The sequence below is a fragment of the Actinomadura sp. NPDC048394 genome, assembly GCF_040651755.1.
GTDB classification, from domain to species: domain Bacteria; phylum Actinomycetota; class Actinomycetes; order Streptosporangiales; family Streptosporangiaceae; genus Spirillospora; species Spirillospora montaniterrae.
Genome location: NZ_JBEZJL010000004.1, coordinates 81,304 through 107,648 on the forward strand (window position 1 = coordinate 81,304; position 26,345 = coordinate 107,648).

At 74.0% G+C, this 26,345-nt stretch carries 21 protein-coding genes; 6 read left to right on the forward strand and 15 right to left on the reverse strand.

Going from position 1 to position 26,345, the window contains the following annotated elements:
- Positions 1–12: 12 nt before the first annotated feature.
- Genes AB0C78_RS03540 through AB0C78_RS03560 form a run of 5 tightly spaced genes read right to left on the reverse strand, consistent with a single transcriptional unit; the run spans position 13 to position 5,390 of the window.
- Positions 13–1,029, reverse strand: coding sequence for a methyltransferase (locus AB0C78_RS03540; protein WP_360741197.1), 1,017 nt, complete (start codon positions 1,027–1,029; stop codon positions 13–15).
- Positions 1,026–1,823, reverse strand: coding sequence for a cyclase family protein (locus AB0C78_RS03545; protein ID WP_360741199.1), 798 nt, complete (start codon positions 1,821–1,823; stop codon positions 1,026–1,028). Before AB0C78_RS03545 ends, AB0C78_RS03540 begins: the two co-directional genes overlap by 4 nt.
- Positions 1,824–1,825: 2 nt before the next feature.
- On the reverse strand, positions 1,826–3,484 hold the full coding sequence (locus AB0C78_RS03550; RefSeq protein ID WP_360741201.1) for an FAD-dependent oxidoreductase: 1,659 nt from the start codon (positions 3,482–3,484) through the stop codon (positions 1,826–1,828).
- On the reverse strand, positions 3,477–4,532 hold the full coding sequence (locus AB0C78_RS03555; protein ID WP_360741203.1) for an aromatase/cyclase: 1,056 nt from the start codon (positions 4,530–4,532) through the stop codon (positions 3,477–3,479). Before AB0C78_RS03555 ends, AB0C78_RS03550 begins: the two co-directional genes overlap by 8 nt.
- A 60-nt stretch (positions 4,533–4,592) precedes the next feature.
- On the reverse strand, positions 4,593–5,390 hold the full coding sequence (locus AB0C78_RS03560; RefSeq protein ID WP_360741205.1) for an SDR family NAD(P)-dependent oxidoreductase: 798 nt from the start codon (positions 5,388–5,390) through the stop codon (positions 4,593–4,595).
- Between the two features lie 196 nt (positions 5,391–5,586).
- On the opposite strand from AB0C78_RS03560, the gene AB0C78_RS03565 reads away from it, so the two are divergent.
- Genes AB0C78_RS03565 through AB0C78_RS03575 form a run of 3 tightly spaced genes read left to right on the forward strand, consistent with a single transcriptional unit; the run spans position 5,587 to position 8,611 of the window.
- Complete coding sequence (locus AB0C78_RS03565) at positions 5,587–6,006, forward strand: nuclear transport factor 2 family protein (protein WP_360741207.1); 420 nt, start codon at positions 5,587–5,589, stop codon at positions 6,004–6,006.
- Positions 6,007–6,008: 2 nt separating this feature from the next.
- A complete protein-coding gene (locus AB0C78_RS03570) occupies positions 6,009–7,643 on the forward strand; it encodes a class I adenylate-forming enzyme family protein (protein ID WP_360741209.1) in 1,635 nt (544 codons plus the stop codon).
- A complete protein-coding gene (locus AB0C78_RS03575; protein ID WP_360741211.1) occupies positions 7,640–8,611 on the forward strand; it encodes an acyltransferase domain-containing protein in 972 nt (323 codons plus the stop codon). The genes AB0C78_RS03570 and AB0C78_RS03575 overlap by 4 nt, the downstream gene beginning before the upstream one ends.
- A 118-nt stretch (positions 8,612–8,729) precedes the next feature.
- Here the strand turns inward: AB0C78_RS03575 and AB0C78_RS03580 are convergent, their stop codons facing one another.
- From AB0C78_RS03580 to AB0C78_RS03600, 5 genes are read right to left on the reverse strand one after another with little or no spacing between them, the layout of a single operon-like run.
- Entirely contained in the window at positions 8,730–9,749 is a 1,020-nt protein-coding gene (locus tag AB0C78_RS03580) for a methyltransferase (RefSeq protein WP_360741213.1), read from the reverse strand.
- A 21-nt stretch (positions 9,750–9,770) separates the two neighbouring features.
- A complete protein-coding gene (asnB, locus tag AB0C78_RS03585) occupies positions 9,771–11,621 on the reverse strand; it encodes an asparagine synthase (glutamine-hydrolyzing) (RefSeq protein ID WP_360741215.1) in 1,851 nt (616 codons plus the stop codon).
- Between the two features lie 37 nt (positions 11,622–11,658).
- Entirely contained in the window at positions 11,659–11,910 is a 252-nt protein-coding gene (locus tag AB0C78_RS03590) for an acyl carrier protein (RefSeq protein WP_360741217.1), read from the reverse strand.
- Positions 11,911–11,941: 31 nt separating this feature from the next.
- On the reverse strand, positions 11,942–13,192 hold the full coding sequence (locus AB0C78_RS03595) for a ketosynthase chain-length factor (protein WP_360741219.1): 1,251 nt from the start codon (positions 13,190–13,192) through the stop codon (positions 11,942–11,944).
- Positions 13,189–14,484, reverse strand: a complete 1,296-nt coding sequence (locus tag AB0C78_RS03600; protein ID WP_360741221.1) for a beta-ketoacyl-[acyl-carrier-protein] synthase family protein — start codon at positions 14,482–14,484, stop codon at positions 13,189–13,191. Before AB0C78_RS03600 ends, AB0C78_RS03595 begins: the two co-directional genes overlap by 4 nt.
- A 223-nt stretch (positions 14,485–14,707) precedes the next feature.
- On the opposite strand from AB0C78_RS03600, the gene accD reads away from it, so the two are divergent.
- The 3 genes from accD to AB0C78_RS03615 are packed head-to-tail and all read left to right on the forward strand — an operon-like array spanning position 14,708 to position 18,343.
- A complete protein-coding gene (gene accD / locus AB0C78_RS03605; RefSeq protein ID WP_360741223.1) occupies positions 14,708–16,423 on the forward strand; it encodes an acetyl-CoA carboxylase, carboxyltransferase subunit beta in 1,716 nt (571 codons plus the stop codon).
- On the forward strand, positions 16,420–16,995 hold the full coding sequence (locus AB0C78_RS03610) for a biotin/lipoyl-containing protein (RefSeq protein ID WP_360741225.1): 576 nt from the start codon (positions 16,420–16,422) through the stop codon (positions 16,993–16,995). Before accD ends, AB0C78_RS03610 begins: the two co-directional genes overlap by 4 nt.
- Position 16,996: 1 nt before the next feature.
- A complete protein-coding gene (locus AB0C78_RS03615; RefSeq protein ID WP_360741227.1) occupies positions 16,997–18,343 on the forward strand; it encodes an acetyl-CoA carboxylase biotin carboxylase subunit in 1,347 nt (448 codons plus the stop codon).
- A 70-nt stretch (positions 18,344–18,413) separates the two neighbouring features.
- Here AB0C78_RS03615 and rfbH read toward each other — a convergent pair whose 3' ends face one another.
- The 5 genes from rfbH to AB0C78_RS03640 form a co-directional block, all read right to left on the reverse strand.
- Entirely contained in the window at positions 18,414–19,715 is a 1,302-nt protein-coding gene (gene rfbH, locus AB0C78_RS03620) for a lipopolysaccharide biosynthesis protein RfbH (protein ID WP_360741229.1), read from the reverse strand.
- A gap of 352 nt (positions 19,716–20,067) precedes the next feature.
- On the reverse strand, positions 20,068–20,667 hold the full coding sequence (locus AB0C78_RS03625) for a dTDP-4-dehydrorhamnose 3,5-epimerase family protein (RefSeq protein ID WP_360741231.1): 600 nt from the start codon (positions 20,665–20,667) through the stop codon (positions 20,068–20,070).
- Positions 20,603–21,790 (reverse strand): glycosyltransferase, encoded by a 1,188-nt coding sequence (locus AB0C78_RS03630; protein ID WP_360741384.1) that lies wholly within the window; start codon positions 21,788–21,790, stop codon positions 20,603–20,605. Before AB0C78_RS03630 ends, AB0C78_RS03625 begins: the two co-directional genes overlap by 65 nt.
- A gap of 50 nt (positions 21,791–21,840) precedes the next feature.
- Complete coding sequence (locus tag AB0C78_RS03635) at positions 21,841–24,975, reverse strand: amino acid adenylation domain-containing protein (protein WP_360741233.1); 3,135 nt, start codon at positions 24,973–24,975, stop codon at positions 21,841–21,843.
- Positions 24,976–25,006: 31 nt separating this feature from the next.
- Entirely contained in the window at positions 25,007–26,170 is a 1,164-nt protein-coding gene (locus AB0C78_RS03640) for a nucleotide disphospho-sugar-binding domain-containing protein (RefSeq protein WP_360741235.1), read from the reverse strand.
- Between the last annotated feature and the right edge of the window lie 175 nt (positions 26,171–26,345).

The window sequence follows — 26,345 nt, forward strand, 5'->3', positions numbered from 1 at the left end:
TGATCGTCCTCCTCAGCGTTTCTCTGCCACGACGAGATGGAGCGGGGCCCCGCCCACCGGCCGCACCTCGACGCCGGCGAAGCCCGCTTCGCCGAACATCCGCCGGTAGGCCGCCACGGAGTGGGCCTCGCCTCCCGGCGTCCAGGCGAGCAGCATCAGCGACAGCATGTGCGCCGCGTGCTCGGCGGCGGGCGGCCGTTCCCCGGTGGTGAACCCCACGGTGACGACGCGGCCGCCGGGCGCGGTCGCCTCGGCGAGCCTGCGGAGCAGGCGCACGCAGCGCTCCGGCGGGAACAGCGGCAGCAGGTTCGCCGCGACGACGACGTCATACGGTCCTCCGAGCGGCACCTCGAAGGCGTCGCCCGGCAGGTAGGTCACCCGGTCGGCCAGGCCCATGCTCGCGGCACGTTCGCGGGCCAGTTCCAGGACGGGCTCGCCGTCCTGTGCCCAGACCCGCGCCCCCGGGATCCGCTCGGCGAGCCGAAGCCCGAACAGGGCGTGGCCGCACCCGACGTCCAGCACGCGCGGCATTTCGCCGGGCCCGGCGTCCAGCACGGCCTCGACGAACGACTTGGCCGCCGCCTCGGCGACGAAGGTGGTCTGGCCCGCGAAGTCCCGCCAGTAGGCGAAGGCGGGCGAGTCCGCCCCGTGCTCCAGCAGCGTGCCGCCGCCGCGCACGGCCCCGGCGAGGTCGGCGAGCGCCGCCCACTCCGCGTCCCCGGCGAGCAGCCGCACGGCGTCCGCGGCGTAGTCGGGGCTGGTGCTCACCAGGAGCCGGTCGCCGCCCTCGGGGAGGCTGAACGCCGTGCCGTCCGAGCCGAGCAGGCCCACGGCGGCCAGCGCGCCGAGCAGCACGCGGACGCCGCGCGGGTCGGCGCCGACCGCGACCGCCACGGCCTCCGCGTCCCGCGGCCCGCCGGCGAGCGCGTCGAACACCTTCAGCTCGACCGCCGCACGCAGCAGCGCGGTCCGCTTGAACGCCTGGGCGGTCTCCACCAGGTCCTTGCGGGTGAACGCGGCGCCCGTCATGACGCACCGCCCTCGGTACCGGTGCCGTCCTCGATCAGCGCCGCGGCGCGGGTCCAGCCCGCGCCCGCGCCCTTGATCTTCACCGGCAGGCAGGAGACGGTGAAGCCGGTCGGCGGCAGCGCGTCCAGGTTGCTCAGCCGCTCGATCTGGCAGTACTCGCGGGAGCGCCCGGCGAAGTGGGCGGGCCAGAGCACCGCCGTGTCGCCGGTCCGCCGGTAGGCCTCGATCATGTACCCGAACGGTGCGTCCAGGCTGAACGCGTCGGTCCCGATGACGCGGACGCCGAGGTCGAGCAGCAGCTCGGTCGCGGGCCCGTCCAGCCCGGGGAAGTCGGTGAAGTACTTCGGCGACCCTGCCAGCCGGTCCGCCCCTGTGTTCAGCAGCACGATGTCCATCGGCTCCGGCGTGCGGCCGATCCGGTCGAACTCGCGGCGGAGCCGGTCCGCGCCGATCTGGCCGACCGGCGCGTCGGTGAGATCGAGCATCATCCCCGGCCGCAGGAACCAGTCCAGCGGCATCTCGTCGATGTGCCGCGCCGTCCCGCCGCCCGCGGGCGTCCCGTAGTGCGACGGCGCGTCCACGTGCGTGCCCGTGTGCGTGGTGAGCGTGATGGTGTCGAGGGTGAGCAGCTCGCCGCCGGGGAGCACCGACGGGTCGAAGTCGATGCCCCAGTTCTCCCGCATCCGGGTCGCCATGTGCTCGGCGCCCTCGACGGCCGACATGACCTCGTGCACGACCTCGTTCGGCTCCCAGCCGGAGGCGTCCACCGAGGACGACAGATCGATGACGCGCATGCCTACTCCCCGCTCTGCGATCGCGTCTCGGCGGGCTCGAGGCTCGGGATCAGATGCGCGTCCGCGAGCACCGACAGCAGCTGCTCCGCGCTCACGATCCGGCCCTTGGCCGCCAGGTAGCCGTCCGGCCTGACCAGCGCGTAGTCGCCGGGCCGCAGCCCCAGCCCGGCGGCGAGCCGCCCGCCGGGGTCGGCCATCGGGCCCGGCCCCGTCCCGTCACCGCCCTCGCGGACGACGGTGCGGACGGACACGGCCTCGCCGTGCCGTTCCTGCACCCGGCCGAGCATCGCGCCGAGGTCCGCCGGGGACCCGTCGCCCGCGAAGCCCAGCAGGCTCCACCTGCGGTCGGTCAGCTCGGTGCACATCGCGCGCCAGCCGGCGGACGCCCGCTCGCTCGCGCCGTCGCAGGCCACCCGGTGGCCCGGCTTGATCCCGGCCTTCTCGTAGCCGGGATCGCACGTGGTGAGCGGGCTGTCGGCGTAGTTCAGCGGCAGCCCGCAGAACCCGCGGATGACCTTGCCCTCCACCTTGCGCTTCACCGGCTTCAGCGCGTTCAGCAGACCGAGCCCGACCGGCAGCACGACCGGCAGCGCGGCGTTGCGGAGCTTGACCAGCGCCGTGGCCTTCTCGGTCGAGCCGAGCAGCACCTCGCCGATCGGGACGCGCTCGGCTCCGTAGGTGTCCAGCAGCGCGTCGCCCGCGTGCCCGCGCACCACGTCGGCGAGCTTCCACGCCAGGTTGTAGCCGTCCTGGATGCCGGTGTTCATGCCCTGGCCGGACGCCGGGCTGTGCACGTGGGCGGCGTCGCCCGCGACGAAGCAGCGGCCGACCCGCATCCGCTGGATCATCCGCTGCTGCACGGTGAACACCGAGATCCAGGTCGGATCGGCGACCTTCACCCGGCGGCGCAGCGCGCGGGAGATCTTGTGCTCGAGCCGGGCCCGGATGACCTCCGGGTCGTCCGCCCCCTCGATGTCGAGGGTGTCCACGACCCGCCACTTGCCCGGGTCGGGGAACGGCACCAGCAGCAGCGAGCCGCCGCCGGTGTGCAGCAGGTGGTTGCTGTCGCGCGGCAGGTCGGAGCCGGTGATGACGACGTCCGCGTTCAGCCACGTCTCGGTGGTGTCGCCGAGCAGCTTCAGGTCGAGCGCCTTGCGCACGGTGCTCTTGCCGCCGTCGGTGCCCACCAGCCAGGGCACCGCGACCTTCTCCGTCCCGCCGTCCGCGTGCCGCAGCTCGGCGAGGACGCCGTCCTCGTCGGCGTCGAAGCGGTCCAGCGCGACGCCCCACTCGATCTCGACGCCCTGCTCGGACAGCGCCTCCCGGAGCATGCCCTCGGTGCGGACCTGGTCCACCATGAGGCTGAACGGGAAGCGCGTCGGCATCTTGGTGTAGTTGGTGTCGAACGCCAGCAGGCAGCGGCCCCGCTGGTGGATCGAGAAGTGCTCGACCTTCTGGCCGAGCGGCAGCAGCCGGTCCACCAGGCCCATCTGGAACAGGATCTCCAGGGTGCGGGCGTGCGTGGCCAGCGCGCGGCTGCTGGTCGCGGGCCCCTCGGCCTTGTCGACCACGCGGATCGCGATGCCGCGCCGCGCCAGCTCGTACGCGACCGTGAGGCCGACCGGGCCGGCGCCGACGACCAGGACCTCGGGCTCAGCCATTGCGGGCCTCACCGGTACGGGCCTCACCGGTACGGGCCTCACCGGTACGGGCCTCACCGGTACGGGCCTCACTGGTGCGGGCCTCACTGGTGCGGGCCTCACTGGTGCGGGCCTCGACGAACTCCTTGGCCAGGTTCAGCGTGGCCACGCTGTTGCCCCCTGCGGCCTTGCGGATGAACTCCTTGGCGGTCTCGACCGTCGCGCCATCGCCGAGCACGGTGGTGATCGCGTCCTCCTTGACGGTCACGGTGTGCCGGGACGTCGCGCGCACCCGCCCCTCGCCCTCGGCGGTGAAGGTCCACTCGCCCAGGTGGGCGGTCATGAGCGACGGCGGCACCAGCTGCTTGTAGACGATGCGCCCGGTCGGGAAGCAGACCCGCACCGACTCGGTGGTGTGCGTGGACCCGTCCTTGGTCCGGGTCTCCATCGCCATCTCCTGGACGCCGGGCTCCCCCTCGGCGAACTTCATGCTCGCCACGTGCGGCAGCCGCTCCGGCCAGAGATCGGCGCGGTAGAGGAAGTCGTAGACCTCCTCGGGCGACCCGTCCACCACGACGGAGTCCTCGAAGGAGAAGGTCAGCTCGGCCAGCCGGTCCCAGCCCTCGGCGAGCGCCTTGATGTTGCCGAGTTCGGTGGTGGAGTTGCGGTCGGTCGCCTTGGTGATCCACTCGACGCCCTCGGGGTCGTCGTCCACGGCTTCGAAGTCGTGCTCCAGCACCAGCCGGGTCACCCCGTTCGGCTCCTGCGACACGATCCAGGTGCCGCCCATCGAGGCGACCGGCGGCGAGGAGACCTCCTGCCTGAACTCCACCCGGCGCGCGGCGGGGTCGAGCTCCCGCCGGGAGGTCCAGTGCTTCACCTCGCCGTTCCCGGTGGCCCAGATCTCCAGCCGCTCGGCGCCGGCGCCGAGGCCCGTGCGCTCGACGTGAACGGTCGGGACGAAGCGCTGCGGCCAGTCGGCGGCGTCGGCGACGATCCGGTACACCAGCTCCGCGGGGGCCTTGATGTCCACCTCGTGCGAGGTCGTGTGGCGTCCTTTCGGGGGCACTGCAAACCGTCCTTCGGTAGATGAGGTCGGGGATGCCGGCAGGGCTGCCGTCGGCTGGCCTCAGAAGATGCCGAGGCCGCCGCAGACGTTGAGCGCCTGCGCGGTGATCGACGCGGCGGTGTCGGTCGCCAGGTAGCCGACCAGGCCCGCCACCTCCTCGGGAGTGGAGTAGCGGCCCAGCGGGATCTTGGCCTCGAACTGCTCCAGGACCGCTTCCGGGGTGCTGTTCCAGGTCGACGCGTACGCCTCGCGGATGCGCACCGCCATCGGGGTCTCGACGTAGCCCGGGCAGACCGTGTTGACGGTCACGCCGCTCGGGGCCAGCTCCTTCGCCAGCGCCTTGCTGAAGGCGATCACGCCGCCCTTGGAGGCCGAGTAGGGCGCGCCGAGCGGGACGCCCTGCTTGCCGCCCGTGGAGGCGATGCTGATGATCCGGCCCGCGCCGCCGGCGTCCATCAGCCCGCCGTTGGCCAGGACCTCCCTGGTGACGCGGAAGACGCTGGTGAGGTTGGTGTCGATCACGTCGTCCCACAGCTCGTCGGTGATCTTCGCCGTGGGGCCGCCGCCGCTGCGGCCGGCGTTGTTGACCAGCACCCGGATCGGCCCGAACCGGTCGAGCGCCGCGCCGACCAGCCGCCGCACCGAGCGGGCGGAGCGGACGTCGGCGTCCAGCCCGTCCACGGCCAGCTCCCGGTCGCGCAGCTCCTTGACGGTCGTGATCACGTCCTCGGCGGTGCGGGCGCAGATGAAGACCTGCATGCCGCGCTCGGCCAGCCGCTCGGTCACGGCCCGGCCGATCCCGCTCGTGGCCCCGGTGACCAGCGCGACCCCGGTCATCGCGCCCTCGCCTGTGGTCATCGCCAGCTCCTCCGGTGGTTCGACGGTGGCGCCCGCCTTCCACGGCGGACCCTTCGCGATGCCGACAGCCTGGGCGCGGGCGCTCGATTCTCGTCGGAGAGCGGCTGGAGCTAGGGGTCTCGACGCGACCTCCAACCGGGTTCGAGGAGCGGGGATGACCCTCGCCTGCGTACACACCCATCGGAGAGGGAGAGCCATGTCGCCATCGCTGTACCAGGAGGTCCAGCATTTCTACGGCCGCCAGATGCGCCACCTCGACCAGGGCGAGCACCGCGCGTGGGCCGAGACCTTCACCGAGGACGGGGTCTTCACCGCCAACGCGCATCCGGAGCCGCAGCGGGGCCGGGAGGAGATCGAGGCGGCCTCGCGCAAGGCCGGCGCCCGGCTGGCCGAGGAGGGCGTGCAGACCCGGCACTGGCTCGGGATGCTGGAGGTGGACGAGCGCCCGGACGGGTCCGTCGAGGCCCGCACCTACGCGCTGGTCCTGCGCACGCCCAAGGGCGGGCCGACGGCCGTCCACCTCAGCACGACCTGCGACGACGTGCTCGTCCGCGTCGGCGGGCGACTCCAGGTGAAGCACCGGTCGGTGAGCCGCGACGACCTCCAGGGGTCCTGACCATGGCCGCACCCGATCTCGACGTCCGGGCGAGCAGCCTGGTGTCCGGGCCTCCGCTGGAGGTGCTCGGCGACCTGCTCGGCGGCCCCCGCATCGACGACCTGCTGCGGCGCGCAGCGGAGCGCCGTCCCGGCCGCATCGCGCTGCGCTCCCCCGGATTCACCGGTGCGCTGTCCGGCGATCTGACCTACGCGGAGGTGGAGGCGGCGGCCGAACGCTGCGCCCGCGCGCTGAAGGCCCTGCTCGGCGACCGGTCCGCCAGGGTCGCGCTCGCCCTCGCCCTGGAGCCCGCGTTCCCCGTGGCCTTCTTCGGGATCCTGCGGTCCGGGAACGTTCCGGCGCTGGTCAACCCGCTGCTGCGCGAGGACGGCCTGGCGCACGTGCTCGGCCTGGCGGACGCGCGCGCGGCGATCGTCTCGCCCGCGATGTACCGGCATCTGGAGAAGATCCGGGACCGGCTGCCCGACCTCGAGACCGTGGTCCTCACCCACGCCGACGACGATCTGCCCGGCGTCCCCGTGCTGGCCGACCTGATGGACCAGGCCCCGGACCTGCCGCTCCCCCGCCCCGAGACCACCGACGTGGACGAGGTCGCGTGCCTCCAGTTCACCAGCGGCACCACGGGACCGGCGAAGGCGGTGCTGCTCACGCATCGCAACATCACCGTGAACGCGGCCCAGAGCGCGCACGCGCACCGGGTGGACGGGTCGGCGGTGCTGTTCAACTACCTGCCGTCGTTCCATCTGATGCACCTGACGATGGCCGTCACCGCGGCGACCACGCTCGTGCTCTGCGCCGAACCCGACCCGGCGGACGCCGTCGGGGTCGCCGCCGAGCACGAGGCGACGCACTTCTACAGCCTGCCGATGCGGCTGATCAAGCTGGGCGCGCACCCGCGCCTGGCCGAGCTCGGCGTCCCCACGCTGCGCACGGTCCTGTGCGGCGGGTCGGCGCTGCCGCCGCCGACGACGCGGGCGCTCGCCGAGCAGTTCGGCGTCCCGGTGGTGCAGGGGTACGGCCTGCAGGAGACCTCGCCGTCCACCCACTTCGAGAACCTGGACGACCCGAAGATCCGCTCCTCGGGCCCGCCGGTGGCCGGGACCGACTGCCGCGTCGTTCACCTGGACACGCGGCAGGTCCAGCCGGTCGGCGCCGAGGGCGAGATCCAGGTGCGCGGCCCGCAGCTGATGAAGGGCTACCACGACCGGCCGGCGGCCGAGGTCACCGACGCCGAGGGCTGGTTCTCCACCGGCGACATCGGCCGGATCGACGCCGACGGCCACCTGTTCGTGCTCGACCGGGTGAAGGACGTCTTCAAGTGCGACAACTGGCTGGTGTCGCCGACCGAGATCGAGCGGGTCCTGCTCGGCCATGACGGGGTCGCCGAATGCCTGGTGTTCGACCACCCGGACGAGGTGAGCGGCGCGGTCGCCCACGCGATCGTCGTGCCCGCGCGCGACGGCGTGGAGGCCGCCGAGCTGGCCGGGTTCGTGGCCGAGCGATGCCCGTACTACGAGCACCTGAAGTACGTCGACCTGGTCGAGGCGATCCCGCGGTCGGCCACCGGCAAGCCGCTCCGCCGCCAGATGCGCGAGCGGTACGCCGGCGGCGCGGACCCGGCGGACGGCGGACGATGAGCGAGATCGTGTTCCTGTTCCCCGGGCAGGGCGCGCAGCACCCGGGCATGGCGCGCGAGCTGTTCGGCCGCGAGCCCGTGTTCACCGAGATCCTGGAGGAGTTCTTCGAGCTGCTCGACGGCGAGGGGAAGCGGCTGCGCGACGACTGGCTCACCGACGATCCGGCGGTGCCGCTCGACGAGGGACGCCGTGCCCAGCCGCTGCTGTTCATCCTCGGATACGCCCTGGCGCGGACGCTCGAAACGCGCGGCGTCCGCCCCGGGGTCCTGCTGGGGCACAGCATCGGGGAGCTCGCCGCGGCCGCGTTCGCCGGGGTCTTCGACCTGGCCGCGGCCGCGCGACTGATGGAGGCCCGGTCCATGGCGCTGGACGGCTCCCCTTCGGGCGGCATGCTCGCGGTCGGAGCCTCGCCCGAGGAGCTGACCCGCTTCATCGATCCGCCCGGCCGTCCCGGCGGCGTGGTGGTCGGCGCGGTCAACGCGCCGCGCCAGACCGTGCTGGCGGGTCCGGAGCCGCGCCTCGGCGAGGTGGAGCGAGCGCTCGAGGACGCGGGCACCCCGGGCCGCCGGGTCCCGGCGCTCCAGGCCTTCCACTCGCCGGCGATGGCCGAGGCGGCCGAGGTCTTCACCGCCGCGTTCGCGAAGGAGGAGCTCCGGCGGCCCTCCCTGCGGATCCAGTCCACGAGGACCGCGCGGGCCGTCCGGCCGGACGAGGCGACCGACCCCGGCTTCTGGGCCGGGCAGGTCGCCAGTGCGGTGCTCTTCTGGCCCGCGCTGGAGGCCCTGCTCGCCGAGGGCGACTTCACCCTCGTGGAGGTCGGTCCCGGGAGGCGCCTGTCCACTCCGGCGCGCAGGCATCCGGCCCTGCGCTCGGGCCGCAGCACCGTGATCCCGATGCTGCCGTCCACGGCCGAGGGCACTTGGGAGTTCTGGACCGCCGCGCTGGACGCTCTCGACGCCCTGCCCTGACCGCGCGACCTTCACCGACCTTCACCGACTCTCACCGACACGAAGAAGCCTGGGCCTCCTGCCGCGATGAGCTGTCAGGCGGTCCAGGCTTCCTCTCCTGCCGGGTCGGCGCTCTGGATCAGTCCTTGGTCGCGTAGAGGACGGTGTCGTTGCCCTTGGGGAGGCGCTCGGCATAGCGGACGCGGAAGCCCGCCTCCTCTACCCAGCCGCGGCACTCCTCGGCCGTGTACTCCGAGCCGCCCAGCATCAGGCCGACGTTCAGGCTGCCGATGAGGCTCGCCAGATCAGGGTCGTCCCCGTCGAGCATCTGGTCGTAGACCACGATGGCCCCGCCAGGGGCGAGCGACTCGAAGGCCCGCCCGAGGAGCATGCGGCGCCGTTCGACCGACCAGTCGTGCAGCACATGCCCGAACATCAGCACGTCGGCCGCCGGGAGCGGGTCGGCGAAGAAGTCGCCCGGATGGAAGTCGACCTTGCCGGTCAGTCCCAGCTCGTCCATCAGCTCGTGGAAGAACGGCTCGACCTTCGGCAGCTCGAACACGCCGCCGGACAGGTGGGGATGCGCCTTGACCAGGGTGCCCGCCACGTTGCCGCGGGCACCGCCCACGTCGATGAACGAGCCGTAGGCGGCCCAGTCGACGGCGTCGGCGAGCTGCGGGGCCACGAGCGCGTTGTTGGCGTCCATGTGCTTGAGAAAGCCGCGCGCGCGCTCGGGGTCGTCGTAGAGGGTATCGAACGAACCCGCCCCGCCCCCGGACTTGGGCAGCCCGTCCCGCAGGGCCTCGGTCAGCCGGCCCCACAGGTGATAGTGCTTCTCGGCCGTCGTCCGGACCCGCGCGCCCATGTAGATGTCTCCGCCGGGCACCAGGAAACGGCTGGCGGAGGCCGAGTTGCCGTACCGTCCCCCGTCCGCCCGCTCCAGCAGCCCGAGCGCGACCAGCGCGTTCAGGAAGTCACCGGTGAGGGCGGGGTTCAGGTCCAGCCTTTCGCAGATCACCGCGAGGGTCGCCGGTTCCCGCTCCAGGAGCTCGAACAGGCCGACCTGGACGGCGGAATGCAGGATCCTCGACTGCGCGTAGGCCGTGTTCAGCCGCGCGACCGCCTGCCGGTCGAGCGGTGCGCCGTCGGTCAGTGCCATGGGTGTCCCTTTCGGTGATGGTCACAGGTCGAGCGTGATGCCGTACGAGGTCAGCCAGCGGTTGAACCAGAGCGCCAGCTCGAGCCCGCCGCGGTCGTAGGGCCGGCTGACCTCGCCGAGCGGCCGGTCCGCCAGCCGCCGCACCTTCTCGCCGTCCAGCAGCGGCAGCACCGGCGCGTTCGGGTCGGCGGCGAGTTCGGCGAGCTCCACGCGCAGCGCCCGCTCGTACGCCGGGTCCTGCGTGGCCGGGTAGGGGGTCTTGACCCGTTCGAGGATGCCGCGCGGCAGCAGGTCGGCGACCGCCGCGCGCAGCAGGCTCTTCTCGCGGCCGTCGAACGACTTCAGCTCCCACGGCGCGTTGAACACGTACTCCACGAGCCGGTGGTCGCAGAACGGGACCCTGACCTCCAGCCCGACCGCCATGCTCATCCGGTCCTTGCGGTCCAGCAGCGTCTGCACGAAGCGGGTGAGGTTGAGGTAGGTCATCTCGCGCATGCGGCGTTCGGCGGCGTCCTCGCCGGGCAGGACGGGCACCTCGGCGATGGCGTCGGCGTACCGCTCCTGCCGGTGGCCGGGGATGTCGAGCTTCTCCTTCAACCCGGCGTCGAAAAGGCCGAGCCCGCCGAAATAGCGGGCCGAGCCGGACGTCAGCCACGGGAAGGTGCCCGCCCGGATCGCACCCGGGTTGCGGAACCAGCGGTACCCGCCGAACAGCTCGTCCGCCGCCTCCCCCGACAGCGCGACCGTGGAGCGCTGCCGGACGGCACGGAACAGCAGGTACAGCGACGGCCACATGTCGCCCCAGAACGCGGGCGGCTGGTCGACCGCCCGCAGGACGGCGTCCCGCACGCCGGGCTCGGCGAGGTCGCCGCTGTCCAGCAGCACCTCGGTGTGGTCGGTGCCGGCGTGCGCGACCAGCTCCCGGACGAACGGCGCGTCGGCGGCGCCGCGCACCGCGTCGGGCTGGAAGTCCCGCTGGGCGGCGTCGAAGTCGACCGAGAACGAGTGCACCGGGCCGTTCCCCTGCGCGGCGAGCGTCCGCGCGGCGAGCGCGGTCACCGCGGACGAGTCGAGCCCGCCCGACAGCAGCGTGCACAGCGGCACGTCGGAGATCAGCTGGCGGGCGACGATGTCCTCCAGCAGGCCGCGGACCGTGGCGATCGTGGTCTCGCGGTCGTCGGTGTGCTCGCGGGCCTCCAGCGTCCAGTAGCGGTGCTTGGACAGGCCGCCGCGGTTCAGCCGGACCAGCTGCCCGGGCCGCACCTCGCGCATGCCGGAGAAGACGGCGGCCTCCGGGGTCTTGACCATGTCGAGGATCTCCCGCAGGCCGTCGGCGTCGACCCGCCGCGGCGCCATCGGATTCGCCAGGATCGCCTTGGGCTCGGAGCCGAACAGGATCCCGTCCGGCGTGACCAGGTAGTAGAGGGGCTTGACGCCCATCCGGTCCCGCACGAGCAGCAGTTCCTGCGAGCGCGGATCCCATACCCCGATGGCGAACATGCCGTTCAGGTGGTCCGCAAACGCCGCGCCCCACTCCAGGTAGGCGCGCAGCACCACCTCGGTGTCGCTGGCCGTCCTGAACGCGTGGCCGCGGCCGCCGAGCTCGGCCCGCAGCTCGCGGAAGTTGTAGATTTCGCCGCAGAACGTGATCACCGCCTGCGTGCGGCCGTCCGCCTCCGCCGCCATCGGCTGGCGCCCGCCCTCGAGGTCGATGACCGCGAGCCTGCGGTGGCCCAGCGCGGCGTGCGGAGACGTCCACAGCCCCTCCGCGTCCGGCCCGCGGCACGCCATCGTGTCCGTCATCGCCCGTGCCGTCGCGCGCTCGCTGGTGAGGTCGCGCGCGTAGTCGACCCATCCGACGATTCCGCACATTGCCGCAGCCCTCCTGAAGTGTGCCCGTCGATGCCGGTCAGAGATGCTCGGTGATCTCGGCGAGCAGCTCGCCCGGCGTCCTGACCTCGGCGACGATCTCGTCGGACAGCCGGATCCCGTAGTCGCGCTCGATCCGGTTCACGGTGTTGAACAGCGCCAGCGAGTCGTACCCGAGGTCCTCGAACGCGATCGCGGCGATGTCGCCGTCCAGGTCGATGGAGTCGTCCTCCCCGGCGCACTCGCGCAGCAGGCGGGTCAGGTCGTCCATGGTGAACGTGGTGGTGGGCATGGTGTCTCCTCCTTGTGGGTTGCGGGTCCGATCAGCGGCGCACGACGAGCGCCGAGTTGAAGCCGCCGTAGCCGCGCGCGACGACCAGGGCGGTGCGGAGACCGGCCTCCCGGGGCTCGCCGGTCACCAGGTCGATCTCGCCGGCGTAGGCGCAGTCCACCGCCGCCGCGGTCGGCGGGATCACCCCGTCCCGGAGGGCGAGCAGCGCGCCCGCCACGTCGAGCGGGGCGCCGCCGCCGAGCAGCCGGCCGGTCAGCGACTTCGGCGCGGTGACGGGGACGCCGCGCGGCCCGAAGACCGCGGCGAGCGTGGCGGCCTCGATCCGGTCGAGGTCGGGGACGCCGGCGGCGTCGGCGAAGACCACGTCCACGTCGGCCGCGGTGACGCGCGCGTCGGCGAAGGCCAGGTCGATGGCGCGGCGCAGGCCGGGCTCGCGGCCGGATCCGGGGCGGGGGTCGAAGGTCGCGGCGTACCCCGCGATCTCGCCGAGGACGCGCGCGCCGCGCTCCCGCGCGGCCGCCCGCGCCTCCAGCACGAGGAGGGCGCCGCCCTCGCCCGGCACGTGCCCTGACGCGGCGGCGTCGAAGGGCAGGTAGGCGCGGTCCGGGTCGGTGACGGTGCTGAGCCGGCCCGACTTGGTCATGCACACCAGCGACCACGGGCACAGCGATCCGTCGACGCCGCCTGCCAGCATCAGCGCGGTGCCGCCGCGCACGTTCCGGGCCGCCTTGGAGATCGCGTCGAGCCCGCCCGCCTGCTCGGCGACCAGCGCCGATCCGGGCCCGCGCATGTCGTGCCGGATCGACACCTGGCCGGTGTTGACCGGGTAGAACCAGGCGAACGACTGGTAGGCGCTGACGTGGTTGCCGCCCTTGCTCCAGAGCGCCTCGAGCTCGCGCTGCCCGAACTCGAAGCCGCCGCCGGACGCCGCCGTCACCACGCCCGCGCCGTGGCCGGGCATCTCCTTCGGGTCGGCGCCCGCGTCCGCCAGCGCCTCCTCGGCCGCGATCAGCGCGAGCCGCGTCATGTGGTCGGTCTGCGGCAGCAGCCGGCCGGGCAGGTGCTCCTTCGGCTCGATGTCGAGCTGGCCGGCGATGCGCACCGAGTAGCCCGCCGGGTCGAACCGGGTGATCGGCGCGATGCCGCTCCGGCCGGCCAGCGCCGCCCGCCAGTACTCCTCGACGCCGAGGCCGTTCGGCGCGGCGACGCCGAGCCCGGTGACGACGACCGGCCCGGAGCCCGGTCCGGTGTCGCCGCGTCCGGTGAAGGTGCCCGTGCTCATGCGGCCCTCCTCCCGGGCGCCGTCAGCACGATGGCGCTCTGGAAGCCGCCGAAGCCGCTCGCCACGCTCAGCACCGCGCCGAGCTCGCGCTCCCGCGCGACCAGCGGCACGAAGTCCAGGTCGCACTCGGGGTCGGGCTCGTTGAGGTTGGCGGTCGGCGGGATCACCGCGTGCTCGATCGCGAGCGCGCAGGCCGCCACCTCCAGGGAGCAGATGGCGCCGAGCGAATGCCCGATCATCGACTTGATGGAGCTGACCGGCACGTCGTAGGCGTGCGGCCCGAGGCTGAGCTTGAACGCGGCCGTCTCGTGCCGGTCGTTCTGCTTGGTCGCCGACCCGTGCGCGTTGACGTAGTCGATGTCGTCCGGGTTCAGCCGGGCCTGCCCGAGGGCCGCGCCGATGGCGTCGGCCATCTCCTTGCCGTCCGAGCGCAGCCCGGTCATGCTGTAGGCGTTGCAGCGCGAGGCGTGCCCGGTGATCTCGGCGTAGACGTGCGCCCCGCGGCGCCTGGCGTGCTCGTACTCCTCCAGTACGAAGACGGCCGCGCCCTCGCCCAGCACGAACCCGTTGCGGGTCCGGTCGAACGGCCGGGACGCGCTCTCCGGCTCGTCGTTGCGCGGCGAGGTCGCCTTTATCGCGTCGAAGCAGGCGACGGTGATCGGCGAGATCGCCGCGTCGGACGCCCCCGCCACCATCACGTCCGCCATGCCGTCGCGCACCAGGTCCACCGCGTGGCCGACCACGTCGATGCCCGAGGTGCAGCCGGTGGAGACGACGCCCACCGGGCCCTCGGCCTCGGCCATCCAGGCGATCTCGGTCGCCATCGAGGACGGCAGGAAGTAGTCGTACAGGTAGGGGACGCCGTGCTCCTCGTCCACCAGCCACGTCGCGCCCTGGTCGCTGACCACGGCGTACTCGCGGTCCAGGCTCTGGGTCATCCCGCAGGCCGTGCCGATCATCACGCCCGTCCGGTGCGGGTCCATCTCGCCGACCGCGCCGCTGTCGGCGAGCGCCTCCCGCGCCGCCACGACGGCGAACTGGGTCGTCCGGTCCCACCGGCGGATCTCCCGCCGGCTGAGGCCGGCCGCGATCGGGTCGAAGTCGCATTCCGCCGCGATCCGGGACCGGAACGGCGTCGCGTCGAACAGTGAGATCGTCCTGGTGGCGGTGGTCCCGGAGGTGAGCAGCTCCCAATACTGCTTGGTGCCGATGCCTCCCGGGGCGACCACCCCGACGCCTGTCACCACGACCCGCCGCGGCCCGCGGGGTCGCTGCTCGCTGATTCCTGGCACAACGTCTCCCTCTGCGACCGGCGCGCCCACCCCACCGGCGGGCGGCCGGCCGGCGCCGTCACGGCCCGAAGCATCACCGGGCCGCCTAGAGCGGGCCTAGAAGCACGCTGGACGAGCGCCATCGAACGGGCTCTCGATCGGCGTTGGATCGGCACTCGAGCGGCCGCTCGGACGCTGAGTGACCGGCCCGGCACGGACGACCCTGCGGAGGACGGAGACGACCATGACCGACACCCTGACGGGCGGTCCCCCGGCCGCGGGGACGGGCTCCCCCGCGGCCGGCTGGCGCTGCTGCCCGGGCTGCCGGAGCGTGACGTACGGGCGGACGCTCGAACGCAACCTGCGGGTCTGCCCGGAGTGCGGGCGGCACCAGCCGCTCACGGCCCCGGAACGGCTCGCCATGCTGCTGGACGACGGGTCGGCCGTCGCGTTCGAGCCCGAGCTCGCCGACGCCGATCCGCTCGGCTTCACCGACACGCTCCCCTACGGCGAGCGGCGGGCGGCGGCGCGGGCCAAGACCGGGCTGGCGGAGGCCGTGCTGTGCGCCACCGGCACCCTCGGCGGGCGGCCGGTGGTCGCGGCGGTGATGGACTTCCGGTTCATGGGCGGCAGCCTCGGCGGCGGCGTCGGCGAGCTGATCACGCAGGCCGGCGAGCTGGCCCTGCGCGAGCGCTGCCCGCTGCTGATCGTGAGCGCCTCGGGCGGCGCGCGCATGCAGGAGGGCGCGCTGTCGCTGATGCAGATGGCCAAGACGAGCCAGATGCTGGGGCGGCTGGACGAGGCGGGCCTGCTCACCGTCTCGCTGGTCACCGACCCGACGTTCGGCGGCGTGGCCGCCTCGTTCGCGACCCTGGCCGACGTGGTCGTCGCCGAGCCCGGCGCCCGGCTCGGCTTCGCCGGGCCGCGGGTGATCGAGCAGACCATCCGGCGGCCGCTGCCCGCCGGCTTCCAGACCGCCGAGTTCCTGCTGGAGCGCGGGCTCATCGACCTGATCTGCCCGCGCGCCGAGCTGCGGGCGACGCTCGCGCGGCTGGTGGAGATGGGGCGGCCGGCGTCCGGGCCGGTCCCCCGGCCCGGCCGGGCCGGGGCTCCCGCGCTGGTGACCGACCCCGGCGAGCTGCCCGAACGCGACCCCTGGGAGACCGTCCGCCGGGCCCGCGACCTCGACCGGCCGAGCACGCTCGACTACGCGCGGCTGGCCTTCGACGACTTCCTCGAACTGCACGGCGACCGCCTCGCCAAGGACTGCCCCGCGATCGTCGGCGGCCCCGCGCTGCTGGGCGGCACGCCGGTGATGCTGGTGGGCACGCAGAAGGGCCACACGGTCGGCGAGCTCACCGCGCGCGGGTTCGGCATGGCGTCGCCCGCCGGGTACCGCAAGGCCGCCCGGCTGATGCGGCTGGCGGGCAAGCTCGGGCTTCCGGTGGTGACCCTGATCGACACGCCGGGCGCGCATCCGGGCCTGGAGGCCGAGGAGAACGGGCAGGCGTTCGCGATCGCCGAGAACCTGCGGCTGATGGCCGGGCTTCCGGTGCCGTCGGTCGCGGTCGTGACCGGCGAGGGCGGCAGCGGCGGCGCGCTCGCGCTCGCCGTCGCGGACCGGGTGCTGATGCACGCCGACGCCGTGTACTCGGTGATCAGCCCGGAGGGATGCGCGGCGATCCTCTGGAACGACGCGGCCGCGGCGCCGCGCGCGGCCGCCGCGCTGGGCGTCGACTCGGCGCGGCTGCTGCGGCTGGGCGTGGTCGACGCGGTGATCCCGGAACCGGGCCCCGGCGCGCCGGACGACGCCCTCGCCACCGCCGGACGGCTGCGGGACGCGCTGCTGGCGGTCCTCGCCGACCTGACCCGGACACCCGCCGCCGAGCGCGGCGCCCGCAGGTACGACCGATTTCGCGCGTTCGGCGCGAACCCGACGGAAGGAGGACCCGCGCGATGATGGTGGATGGCGGCGGCGACAACGGCCGGCTACTGACCACGGAACTGGCCGACGCATGGCTGCCGGTGTTCGACCGGGGCGGCGAGACGGGCCCCAGGCAGCTCCTGCGGGAGGCCGCCGCCGTGGTCGCCGAGCTGCTCGCGCTGCACGACGAGCGGCCGGCGACGTTCAACGTGCGGATCGGTGACGTCTCGATCGAACTGGGCTGGGCTCCGCCGCGACCGCCCGCCCCGGCGCCCCCGGCTCCAGCCGCGGCGCCCGTGGCCGCTCCCGCTTCCGCGCCGGAGGCGGAGTCCGCCGCCGAGCCGGAGCCCGCCGAGGAGGGCACACCCGTGACGGCGCCGACCGTGGGCGTGTTCTACCGGGCCCCCTCCCCCGGCGCCGAACCGTTCGTGCGCGAGGGCGAGACGGTCGCGGCGGGACAGCAGCTCGGGATCGTCGAGGCCATGAAGCTGATGATCCCGGTGGAGGCGGACCGCGCCGGGACGCTCACCCGGGTGCTCCGCGCGGACGGCGACGCCGTCGAGTACGCCGAGCCGCTGTTCCTGCTGGCCCCCGTCGAGGTGGGCTGACATGTTCTCCTCCGTCCTGATCGCCAACCGCGGCGAGATCGCCGTCCGGGTCGCCCGGGCCTGCCGCGAACTCGGCGTCCGCACGGTGGCCGTGGCCTCGACCGAGGACCGCGGCTCGGCCGTCACCCGGCTGGCCGACACCACGGTCCAGATCGGCCCGGCGCCCGCCCGGCGCAGCTACCTGAACGCCGCCGCGGTGATCCAGTCGGCGCTGCAGACCGGCGCCGAGGCGGTGCATCCCGGCTACGGGTTCCTGTCCGAGGACGCCGACTTCGCCGAGGCGTGCGCGGAGAGCGGGCTGGTCTTCATCGGGCCGCCCGCGGACGTGATGCGGCGGCTCGGCGACAAGTCGACCGCGCGCGCCGCCATGGCCGAGGCGGGCCTGCCGCTGCTGCCCGGCGCGGTCGAGCCGGTACGCGACCTGGCCGAGGCCCGGCGGCTCGCGGACGAGGTCGGCCTTCCGTTGATCATCAAGGCGGTCGCGGGCGGCGGCGGGCGCGGCATGCGCATCGTCGCGTCGATGGACGACCTCGACGCCGCGTACCGGGAGACCACCGCGAACGCGCTGACCCTGTTCGGGGACGGCCGCGTCTACATGGAGCGCTATCTGGCCGGCGCGCGGCACGTGGAGATCCAGGTGCTGTGCGACGGGCACGGCAACGGCGTGCACCTGGGCGAGCGCGACTGCTCGGTGCAGCGCCGCCACCAGAAGCTGATCGAGGAGACCCCGGCCCCGGGGCTGCCGCGGGAGCTCACCGAGCGGATGGCGGCCGCGGCGATCGACGCGGCGCTGGCGGCCGGCTACGTCGGCGCGGGCACCTTCGAGTTCCTGGTCGCGCCGGACGGCGGCTTCTACTTCATGGAGGTCAACTGCCGCATCCAGGTGGAGCACCCGGTCACCGAGGCGGTCACCGGGATCGATCTGGTCCAGGAGCAGCTGAGGATCGCCGCCGGGGAGCGGCTCGCGTTCACCCAGGCGGGCGTCCGGCCGCGCGGCGCGGCCATCGAGTGCCGGATCAACGCCGAGGACCCGGCGCGCGCGTTCGCGCCGACGCCGGGCTCCCTGGAGGAGTTCTCGCCGCCCTCGGGGCCGTTCGTGCGCGTGGACACGCACGCCCATCCGGGCTACCGCATCCCGGCGGCCTACGACTCGCTGCTCGCCAAGCTCGTCGTGTGGGGCCCGGACCGCGACGCGGCCCTGGTCCGCATGCGGGCGGCGCTCGCCGAGTTCACCGTGACGGGCCGCGGCGTCCACACCACCATCGGCTTCCTCGACTCGGTGCTGGCCGACCGGCGGTTCCAGGAGGCCTCGCACGACACGGGCTTCCTGGCCTCGTTCACCGGCTGAGGAGCGCACAGCACAGCGATGAGGCGGGCCGCCTGGGGCGGCCCGCCTCATCGCCGCGGGGCTCTGCGGGTCAGTGGCGGCGGGACACGAACTCCATGATCGAGCCGGCCATGTAGTCGACCATCTCGACGGTGAGCCGGGGGTGCACCCCGATCCAGAACGAGCTCTCGGTGATGGTGTCGCTGTTGGTCAGGTCGCCGGCGATCCGGTGCGGCCGGTCGAGGTAGGCGGGGTGGCGGGTCAGGTTGCCCGCGAAGAACCGCCGCGTGCCGATCCGGCGCGCCTCCAGGAAGTCCACCAGCTCCTTGCGGGTGAACGGGGCGTCCGGGCGGACGGTGAGCACGAACCCGAACCAGCTCGGGTCGCTGCCGGGGGTGGCGGACGGCAGCAGCAGGCCGGGCAGCCCGTCCAGCGCCTCGCGGAGCCGCCGCCAGTTGCGCCGCCTGGCGTCCACGAAGTCCGGGAGCTTCTCCAGCTGCGTGAGCCCGAGGGCGCCCTGCAGGTCGGTCGCCTTCAGGTTGTAGCCCACGTGCGAGAAGATGTACTTGTGGTCGTAGCCGTGCGGCAGCTCGCCCATCTGGTACGAGAACCGCTTCATGCACTTGTTGTCCTCGCCCGGCTCGCACCAGCAGTCACGGCCCCAGTCGCGCAGTGACTCGATGATGCGGGCGAGCGCGAGGTTGTCGGTGAGCACGCAGCCGCCCTCGCCCATCGTGAGGTGATGGGCCGGGTAGAAGCTCACCGTCGCGTAGTCGCCGAACGTCCCGGTGAGCCGGCCCTGGTAGGTCGAGCCGACCGCGTCGCAGTTGTCCTCCACCAGGAACAGCTCGCGTTCCTCCGCGAGCGCGGCGATCTCGGCGACCTCGAACGGGTTGCCGAGCGCGTGCGCCATCATGATGGCGCGGGTGCGCGGCCCGATCGCCTCGGCGACGCGCTCGGCCGTGGCGTTGTAGGTGCCGAGCTCGACGTCCACGAAGACCGGCGTGAGCCCGTTCTGCACGATGGGGTTCACGGTCGTGGGGAAGCCCGCCGCCACCGTGACGACCTCGTCGCCCGGCTCCAGCCGGCGCTCCTCGAGCAGCGGCGAGGTGAGCGCCGACGCGGCCAGCAGATTGGCCGAGGAACCCGAATTCACCAGATGGGCCTTGCGCAGACCGTAATACCGCGCGAATCGGCTCTCGAATCTACGGGACGCGCCGCCGGTATTGATGCGCAGTTCCAGGGCCGCTTCCACGAGCGCGATACGGTCGTCCTCGGCGAGCACGGCCCCGGCCGGCAGCAGCGGCGTCACGCCCGGTTCGAAATCGGCCTCGACGGTCACTTCGTGGTGGTACTTGCGAGCCAGCTCCAGCAGGAGCTCCTTGGTCGTCATCGCCTTCCCTCCGCCGGGTTGCCGTCCCACCCTGCCCGCCGCGGCTCGAGGTCATCTCGAGCGGCGACGGAGGCCGCGGGCCCGCCGGACCTCGGCCACCGCACCCGACGGGGGGACCGGTGCGGTGGCCGAGGAGCTCCGCGGGACCGGCTATTTCTTGTTCCTGTTGTTCTTGACATTGCTGTAGAGAAAAAGGACGATCCCGATGACCACGACCACGTACCAGTATGGTTCCACCGCTCCATTTCCTTCCCATCGTGGAAGCCCGCGTTCCTAGAATCGCCCGGCACCGGAATGTCCGCCAGATCGGTCCGTCACCGATCGCGTGTGACAGAAGTACTGTGGCGCCGCGCTAACCGACGGGAAGCTGTCCGTACAGCGCGAGGCATTCCTCGTAGGAGGCCAGCAGCCCGTCGCGCAGCGCCTCTGCGACGGTGGGCGCCGAGGCGTCCTTCGGGGACACGATGGGCTGCCCGTCGGTGTCCCACGGCAGCGCGAGCGCCGGGTCGAACGGGTTGATGTCCAGCTGGGTGCCGGGCACGTAGGCGGTCGAGCAGAGGTAGCTCACGCACGCGTCGTCGGTGAGCGCGACGAACCCGTGCCCGAGGCCCTCGGCGATGAACACCGACCGCCCGGACTCGCCGTCCAGCACCGACGTGTCGTAGTGACCGAAGGTGGGCGAGCCGACGCGCAGGTCGACGACGAAGTCGCGGACCGCGCCGCGCGGGCAGCCGACCACCTTGGCCTGGGCGGGCGGGATCAGGACGCCGTGGATGCCGCGCACGACGCCGCGCCGCGACACCGAGTGGTTGACCTGGGCGGGCGTGAAGCGGTGCCCCACCTCCGCGAGCGCCTCGTGCTTGAACGACTCGTAGAAGCAGCCGCGTTCATCGCGCAGCTGCCGCGGCTCGATCAGGAAGCTGTCCGGGACCTTGAGCGGCGTGATCTCCATGCTCGCGGAGCGTAGTTTCGGCCGCTCGAACCTCCGTCTCGGTCGCCTCGGCCCGCACCCGGTCCGCCACCGCGGCCGTCGACGGCAGCTCCCGCACCTCCCGGGCGAGGCGGCTCGCGGCCCGCGCGTAGGACGGCTCGTCCAGCACCCGCAGGGCCGCCCGCTCGACCTCCGCCGGGCCCGGGCGGGAGGCGAGCACGGCACCGCAGCCGGACGCCGCGACCCGCTCGGCCGTGGGGAAGTGATCGGTCATCTGCGGGAGCATCACCTGCGGGACGCCGGCGGCCACCGCGGCCATCGCCGTGCCCGTGCCGCCGTGGTGGACCACCAGGTCGCAGGAGTCCAGCGTCGGGTGCAGCGGGGTCCAGCCGGCGTGCACGACGCCGTCCGGCAGCGTCCCGAGGTGCGGGACGAGCGCGTCCGCCAGCCCGACGATCACCTCCAGCCCGCCCGCCGCGAGCCGCCGGACGATCTCGGCGAGGTCGCCCGCCCTGCCGTGCTCGACCACGACGCTGCCGAAGGTCACCAGCACCCGCGGGGCCGCCGGCTCCGGCGGTTCCCAGCGGCGCGCCGGCCCGTGGTAGCCGGTCGGCCGCATCGCCATGCCGGTCGTCCCGTCCGGCCACAGGCTCGGCGGCGACGGATGGACCGACGCGATCGGCCGCGGCAGTCGCCCCAGCACCTCGCTCCCGCCCGCCGCGTGCCGCTCCAGCGGCGGCAGGCCCCACGCGTGCTCGATCCACGGGACTCCCGCCTCGGCGGCCGCGATCCGGCCGGCGAACTCGCACGGCTCGCTGATGACCGCGTCCGGCCGGAACGCGGTAACGAGCCCGCGCATCCCCGCGAGCGCCCGCCCGGCCAGCGTTCCCCAGCCGCGGCCGCTCGCCGCCAAGGCGGCGTCCACCGATCCGGTCGCGAAGTCCACCCCGCTCGCGGCGGCGTACTCGCCGTCGCCGATGCCGCTCGGCACGACCGCCGCCGGCAGTCCGGCACCGGTGATCACCGATCCGAACCCGGGCACCGGCGTCGCGACGAGCACCTCGTCGCCGCCGCAGCGCAGAGCCCACGCCAACCCGACGAGTGGATGGAAGTGCCCGACCATCGGAACCGCGGTGAAGAGCACTCTCAACGCCAGGCACCTCCCAAGGTGTTCGTGTCCGTACTACGGCGGGGCTAAAGGCCGTCCGGGCTCTGGCGCAGTATCCGCACGTACTCGTCGGTGATCCGCCGGGCCAGCGACGCCGGGAAGCGGTCGGTGCGGACCGTGGTCGTCACGGCGATTCCGCCGGCGCCGGTCGGCCGCACGTCCAGCTCCAGCTCGGTGCTCATCGTGGCGGTGTCGAGGCGCCGGAGCGTGGCCTCGCAGCCGGGCAGTGACAGCACCGGCGGCGGGTCGTCCTGGAGAAGGAAGCTCGGCATGGCGGCCAGTTCCCCGATGCGGCCGGACCGCGCCATCAGCCGGGCCACGTCGACGAACGGGACGTCCTGGGCGCCGAGCGCCGCGCCGATCGTGGCGAGGGCGTGGTCGAGCCCGCCGCCCGACGGCTTGGGCCGGACGCACAGCAGGTCGACCCGGCACGTGACCGAGTGGGCCTGCCGGACGCCGCCGCGGTGCGCCACGGGGATCTTGACCGAGAAGTCCTCCTGGCCGGTGAGCCGGTGCAGCACCAGGCCGAAGACCGCCAGCAGGCAGCCGGTCCGGGTCACGCCCTGCTTGCGTGCGAGCAGGTCCCACGGCTCCAGGCACCGGGCGTCCACCTCGCGCCGCACGGCCGCCTTGGGACCGGCCGCCGCCTCGGAGGTGCCCGTACGGAACGGCGCCAGGGAGACCCCGCGCATCTGCGGGACGGCGTCCAGCCAGTACCGGCGCTGGCCGCCGAGGTCCACCAGGTCCAGCTCGCGCTGGTACTCCGCCCACAGGTCGCGCAGAACGGTCCCGGGACCGGCGAACTCCGGCTCCCGCCCGTGCAGGCGCGCCGCGTAGGCGATGCTGAGCTCGCGCGCCATGACGCTCTCCGACAGCCCGTCGAACGCGGCGTGGTGCACGGCGAGCCCGAACAGAACGCGCTCGCCGCACCGCACGAGCGCGGATCGCCAGACCTTGCCCTCCAGCACGCGCAGCGGCCGGAAGAGCACCTCGGTCAGCCCCTTCTCGGCGGACTCCGGAGAGGCCGCCTCGGGCAGATGATGCAGCTCCGGCTCGCCGGGGTCGTCGGGCAGCAGCGCGGTGGCGTCCGGCCCGCCGCGGTACGTGGCGTGCAGCGACTCGTGGCGCCGGTGGACGTCGCGCACGGCGGCCTCCAGAGCCCGGGTGTCCACGGCCCCGCCGATCCACCAGGCCATCCGGCAGAGATCCGACTCGTCGCTCTGCTCCTCGTCCGCCGACCACAGGAAGAGCCGCTGCTGAGGGCAGAGCGGAACCTCCTCACCGGCGCCGGCCGTGCGCGCCGCCGGTGCGGGCTCCTCGCCGACCGAGTCGGCCCAGGCCGCCAGCTCGCGCACGGTCTGGGCGGCGAACACGCGCGACGCGGGGACGGCCAGCCCGAGGACCGAGTCCAGTCGGGTGCAGAGCCGCGCGACGTCCAGCGAGTTGCCGCCGAGGGTGAAGAAGGAGACGTCGGGCGGCACCGCGGGCACGCCGAGGACCTCGCAGAACGCGGCCGCGACCTCCGCCTCCGTGCCGTCGGCCGGGTCCGCCGCGGCGCCGGTGTCCACCGGCTCCCGCGCGTCGTCGAGCAGGGCGCGCAGCGCGGTCAGGTCGGCCTTGCCGTTGGCCAGCAGCGGAAGGCCCTCCACGCGGCGAATCGGCCCTGGCAGGAGGTAGCCGGGCAGCCGGTCGACCAGCGCGGCGCGCACGGCCTCCTCCGACGGGCCGGACGCAGGCGCACCGGACCCCGACGGGCCCGGGCCGGCCGCGACGTAGAACAGGCCCAGCTCCCGGTAGGCGCCGTCGGGCCCGGCGATCGGGGCGGCGACCGCCTCGGCGATCCCCGGGACGCCGAGGGCCGCCTCCTCGATCTCGCCCGGCTCGATGCGATGGCCGCGGATCTTGACCTGCCGGTCGTCGCGGCCGTCGAAGTAGAGCCGCCCGTCCGGCGACCAGTGCCCGAGGTCGCCGCTGCGGTAGAGCAGCCGCGGCTCGCCGTCCAGCACGACGTGCCGGAACCGGCGGGCGGTCAGCTCGGGGTCGTTGACGTACCCGTGGGCCAGCCCGGCGCCGCCGAGGCAGATCTCCCCGGTCTCCCCCGGGGCGCAGACCCGGTCGCCGTCGAGCACGTGGATCTCGGTGTCGGTCACCGCCTCGCCCAGCGGGATGCCCGCCGGGTCCGCGCAGTCCTCCGGCCGGATGTCGCCGATCGTCACGCCGATGGAGCACTCGGCGGGCCCGTAGATGTTCAGCAGGCGCGCGTCCGGGTGCCGGTCCAGGAACCGGCGGGCGTGCGCGGCGGAGGCGCGCTCGCCGCCGATGATCAGCCAGCGGAGGCCCGCGAACGCGTCGACGTCCGCCCCCACCAGGGAGTTGAACAGCGACGTCGTGAGGAACCCGGCGTTCACGCCCTCGCGCTCGACGAGCCGCCGCAGCATGCGGGGCACGAGCACGGGCTCGTCCAGCAGCACCGTGGTGCCGCCGGTGAGCAGCACGCTCCAGCAGTCCAGCGCGAACCCGTCCCAGGTCGCGGGCGCGACCTGCGGCATGACGACACCGGGGCCGAGGTCGGCGAAGGCGCAGTCGTCCCACAGCCGCACCGTTCCGGCGTGCGGGGACACCACGCCCTTCGGCGTGCCGGTCGAGCCGGAGGTGAAGAACACCGCGGCGGGGTCGGCCGCGCCGACCCGCACCGGCCCGGGCCTGCGGCCGCGCGCCGCGGCCGCCGCCGGGTCCGGCTCGGTCAGGTGCCAGACCGGCGCGGGCAGGCCGGCGACCACCGCGGCGGCGAGCCCGTCCACCGCGGCCTCGGTCGCGGTGTCGGTCACGACGAGCGGCGCCTCCAGGCGCGCGACCAGCCGGGCCAGCCTGCTCGGCGGCCACCGGCCGTCGAGGGCCGCGTAGGCGGCGCCCCGCTTCAGGACCGCGAGCAGCACGGCGATCATCTGCGGCGAGCGGTTCATCAGCACGGCGACGAACCGGCCCGGGCCGACCCCCGCCGCCTCCAGCTCCGCGGCGTGGTCGTCGGAGGCGGCGTCGAGCTCGGCGTAGGTGACGTGCCGGTCGCCGTGAACGATGGCGGTCGCGTCGGGCCGGCGGCGCGCGCACCACTGGAACAGCTCGTGCATCGTCTGACCCCGCGTGTAGCGCGTGGCAGCCATCTGATCTCTCCGTCCCGGCCCGTCCGCCCGGCTAGGCCGGCTCACCGGCGTGCTCTTCGAGGAAGCCGACCACGTCGGCCGGATCGGGCATCTCGGCGATCTCCGCCTGCACCTGGCGGGCGCGCGAGACGTAGCCGCCGCCGATCACGGCGGAGACGGCCGTGCCGATGGCGGAGACGCCGGGCAGCTCCGGGTCGTTCAGGCTGATCCCGGCGCCCGCGGACTCGACCAGGTCGCCCCAGTGCTCCTGCGCGCTGTTCTGCGGCACCACGACCTGCGGGATCCCGGCGTCGAGCGCGATCATCCCGGTCCCGAACCCGCCGTGGTGCACGACGGTGTCGCAGGTGGGCAGCAGCACGTCCAGCGGGAACGACTCGACGGCGCGCACGCCGTCCGGCAGCCCCTCGCCGCCGTGCCCGGCCACCACGACCTCCGCGCCGAGCTCCTGGACGGCGTGGATCGTCCGGCCGAGGAAGCCCTCCAGCGAGGCGGTGGTCACACCGCCGGTCACGCAGACCCGGGGGCGGGTGCGCGGGGCGCCCACCCAGTCGTGGACGACCCCCGGGCCGCCGTACGGCACGAAGCGCATGTCGACGCGGCGCACCGGGTGGTCGGGGCGCAGCCGCGGCGGGCAGGCGTCGATCCAGGTCGCGGGGCCGACCAGCGGTTCCACGCCGAACCGCTCGAACAGCCGGGCGTACTCGGGGGTGACGTCCTCCGGCTTCTGCACCGCCACCCCGGCGGCGAGCCCCCAGGAGTTGCCGACCGCCGGGACCCCGGTCACGGCCGCGGCGACCAGCCCGGCGGCCGCCGCGGTGTCGTGCAGCACGAGGTCGGGCTTCCAGGAACGGGCGAACGCGACCAGGTCGTCGGCGACCAGGTCGGCGATGCCGATCATCTTGGCCGTCAGCGCGGCCTGGATCTCGGGGGTCAGCCCGGCCGGGCGCCCGTCGCGGGTCGGCGGCACCGGCGCCCGGCGGCGCGCCAGGGCGGGCCGCACCGGCACCGCCGAGGCGGTGCGGCTGGCGTCGTCGTCGCCGATGGACACCGCGGGCAGGCCGGACCGGGTGACCAGCCCGACGCACTCCGGCCGCGCCGCGACCCGGACCTCGTGCCCGGCGAGCCGGCACGCCCAGCTCAGCGGGATGATCCAGGGAACGTGGGCCGGGCCGTGCGCCACAACGAGGACACGCATGACGTCACCTCATCTCGATGGGACGGAACCCTTGCCGAGAGAGCGTGACGGTCACCGCTCAACGCGCGGTCTTGGACGGTTGGAGGCTCGTCCGAGCCGGCCCGATCCCGAGCCGGCCCGCAGCGGCCCGGGGCGCCCGGGCGGCCCGGGGCGCCCGGGCGGCCCGCGCCGCCGC

Bases quoted from the DNA above. Each gene is read 5' to 3' on its own strand.
- AB0C78_RS03540 (WP_360741197.1), bottom strand. From the start codon at position 1,029: ATGACGGGCGCCGCGTTCACCCGCAAGGACCTGGTGGAGACCGCCCAG.
- AB0C78_RS03545 (WP_360741199.1), bottom strand. From the start codon at position 1,823: ATGCGCGTCATCGATCTGTCGTCCTCGGTGGACGCCTCCGGCTGGGAG.
- AB0C78_RS03550 (WP_360741201.1), bottom strand. From the start codon at position 3,484: ATGGCTGAGCCCGAGGTCCTGGTCGTCGGCGCCGGCCCGGTCGGCCTC.
- AB0C78_RS03560 (WP_360741205.1), bottom strand. From the start codon at position 5,390: ATGACCACAGGCGAGGGCGCGATGACCGGGGTCGCGCTGGTCACCGGG.
- AB0C78_RS03565 (WP_360741207.1), top strand. From the start codon at position 5,587: ATGTCGCCATCGCTGTACCAGGAGGTCCAGCATTTCTACGGCCGCCAG.
- AB0C78_RS03570 (WP_360741209.1), top strand. From the start codon at position 6,009: ATGGCCGCACCCGATCTCGACGTCCGGGCGAGCAGCCTGGTGTCCGGG.
- AB0C78_RS03575 (WP_360741211.1), top strand. From the start codon at position 7,640: ATGAGCGAGATCGTGTTCCTGTTCCCCGGGCAGGGCGCGCAGCACCCG.
- AB0C78_RS03580 (WP_360741213.1), bottom strand. From the start codon at position 9,749: ATGGCACTGACCGACGGCGCACCGCTCGACCGGCAGGCGGTCGCGCGG.
- asnB (WP_360741215.1), bottom strand. From the start codon at position 11,621: ATGTGCGGAATCGTCGGATGGGTCGACTACGCGCGCGACCTCACCAGC.
- AB0C78_RS03590 (WP_360741217.1), bottom strand. From the start codon at position 11,910: ATGCCCACCACCACGTTCACCATGGACGACCTGACCCGCCTGCTGCGC.
- AB0C78_RS03595 (WP_360741219.1), bottom strand. From the start codon at position 13,192: ATGAGCACGGGCACCTTCACCGGACGCGGCGACACCGGACCGGGCTCC.
- accD (WP_360741223.1), top strand. From the start codon at position 14,708: ATGACCGACACCCTGACGGGCGGTCCCCCGGCCGCGGGGACGGGCTCC.
- AB0C78_RS03610 (WP_360741225.1), top strand. From the start codon at position 16,420: ATGATGGTGGATGGCGGCGGCGACAACGGCCGGCTACTGACCACGGAA.
- AB0C78_RS03615 (WP_360741227.1), top strand. From the start codon at position 16,997: ATGTTCTCCTCCGTCCTGATCGCCAACCGCGGCGAGATCGCCGTCCGG.
- rfbH (WP_360741229.1), bottom strand. From the start codon at position 19,715: ATGACGACCAAGGAGCTCCTGCTGGAGCTGGCTCGCAAGTACCACCAC.
- AB0C78_RS03625 (WP_360741231.1), bottom strand. From the start codon at position 20,667: ATGGAGATCACGCCGCTCAAGGTCCCGGACAGCTTCCTGATCGAGCCG.
- AB0C78_RS03635 (WP_360741233.1), bottom strand. From the start codon at position 24,975: ATGGCTGCCACGCGCTACACGCGGGGTCAGACGATGCACGAGCTGTTC.
- AB0C78_RS03640 (WP_360741235.1), bottom strand. From the start codon at position 26,170: ATGCGTGTCCTCGTTGTGGCGCACGGCCCGGCCCACGTTCCCTGGATC.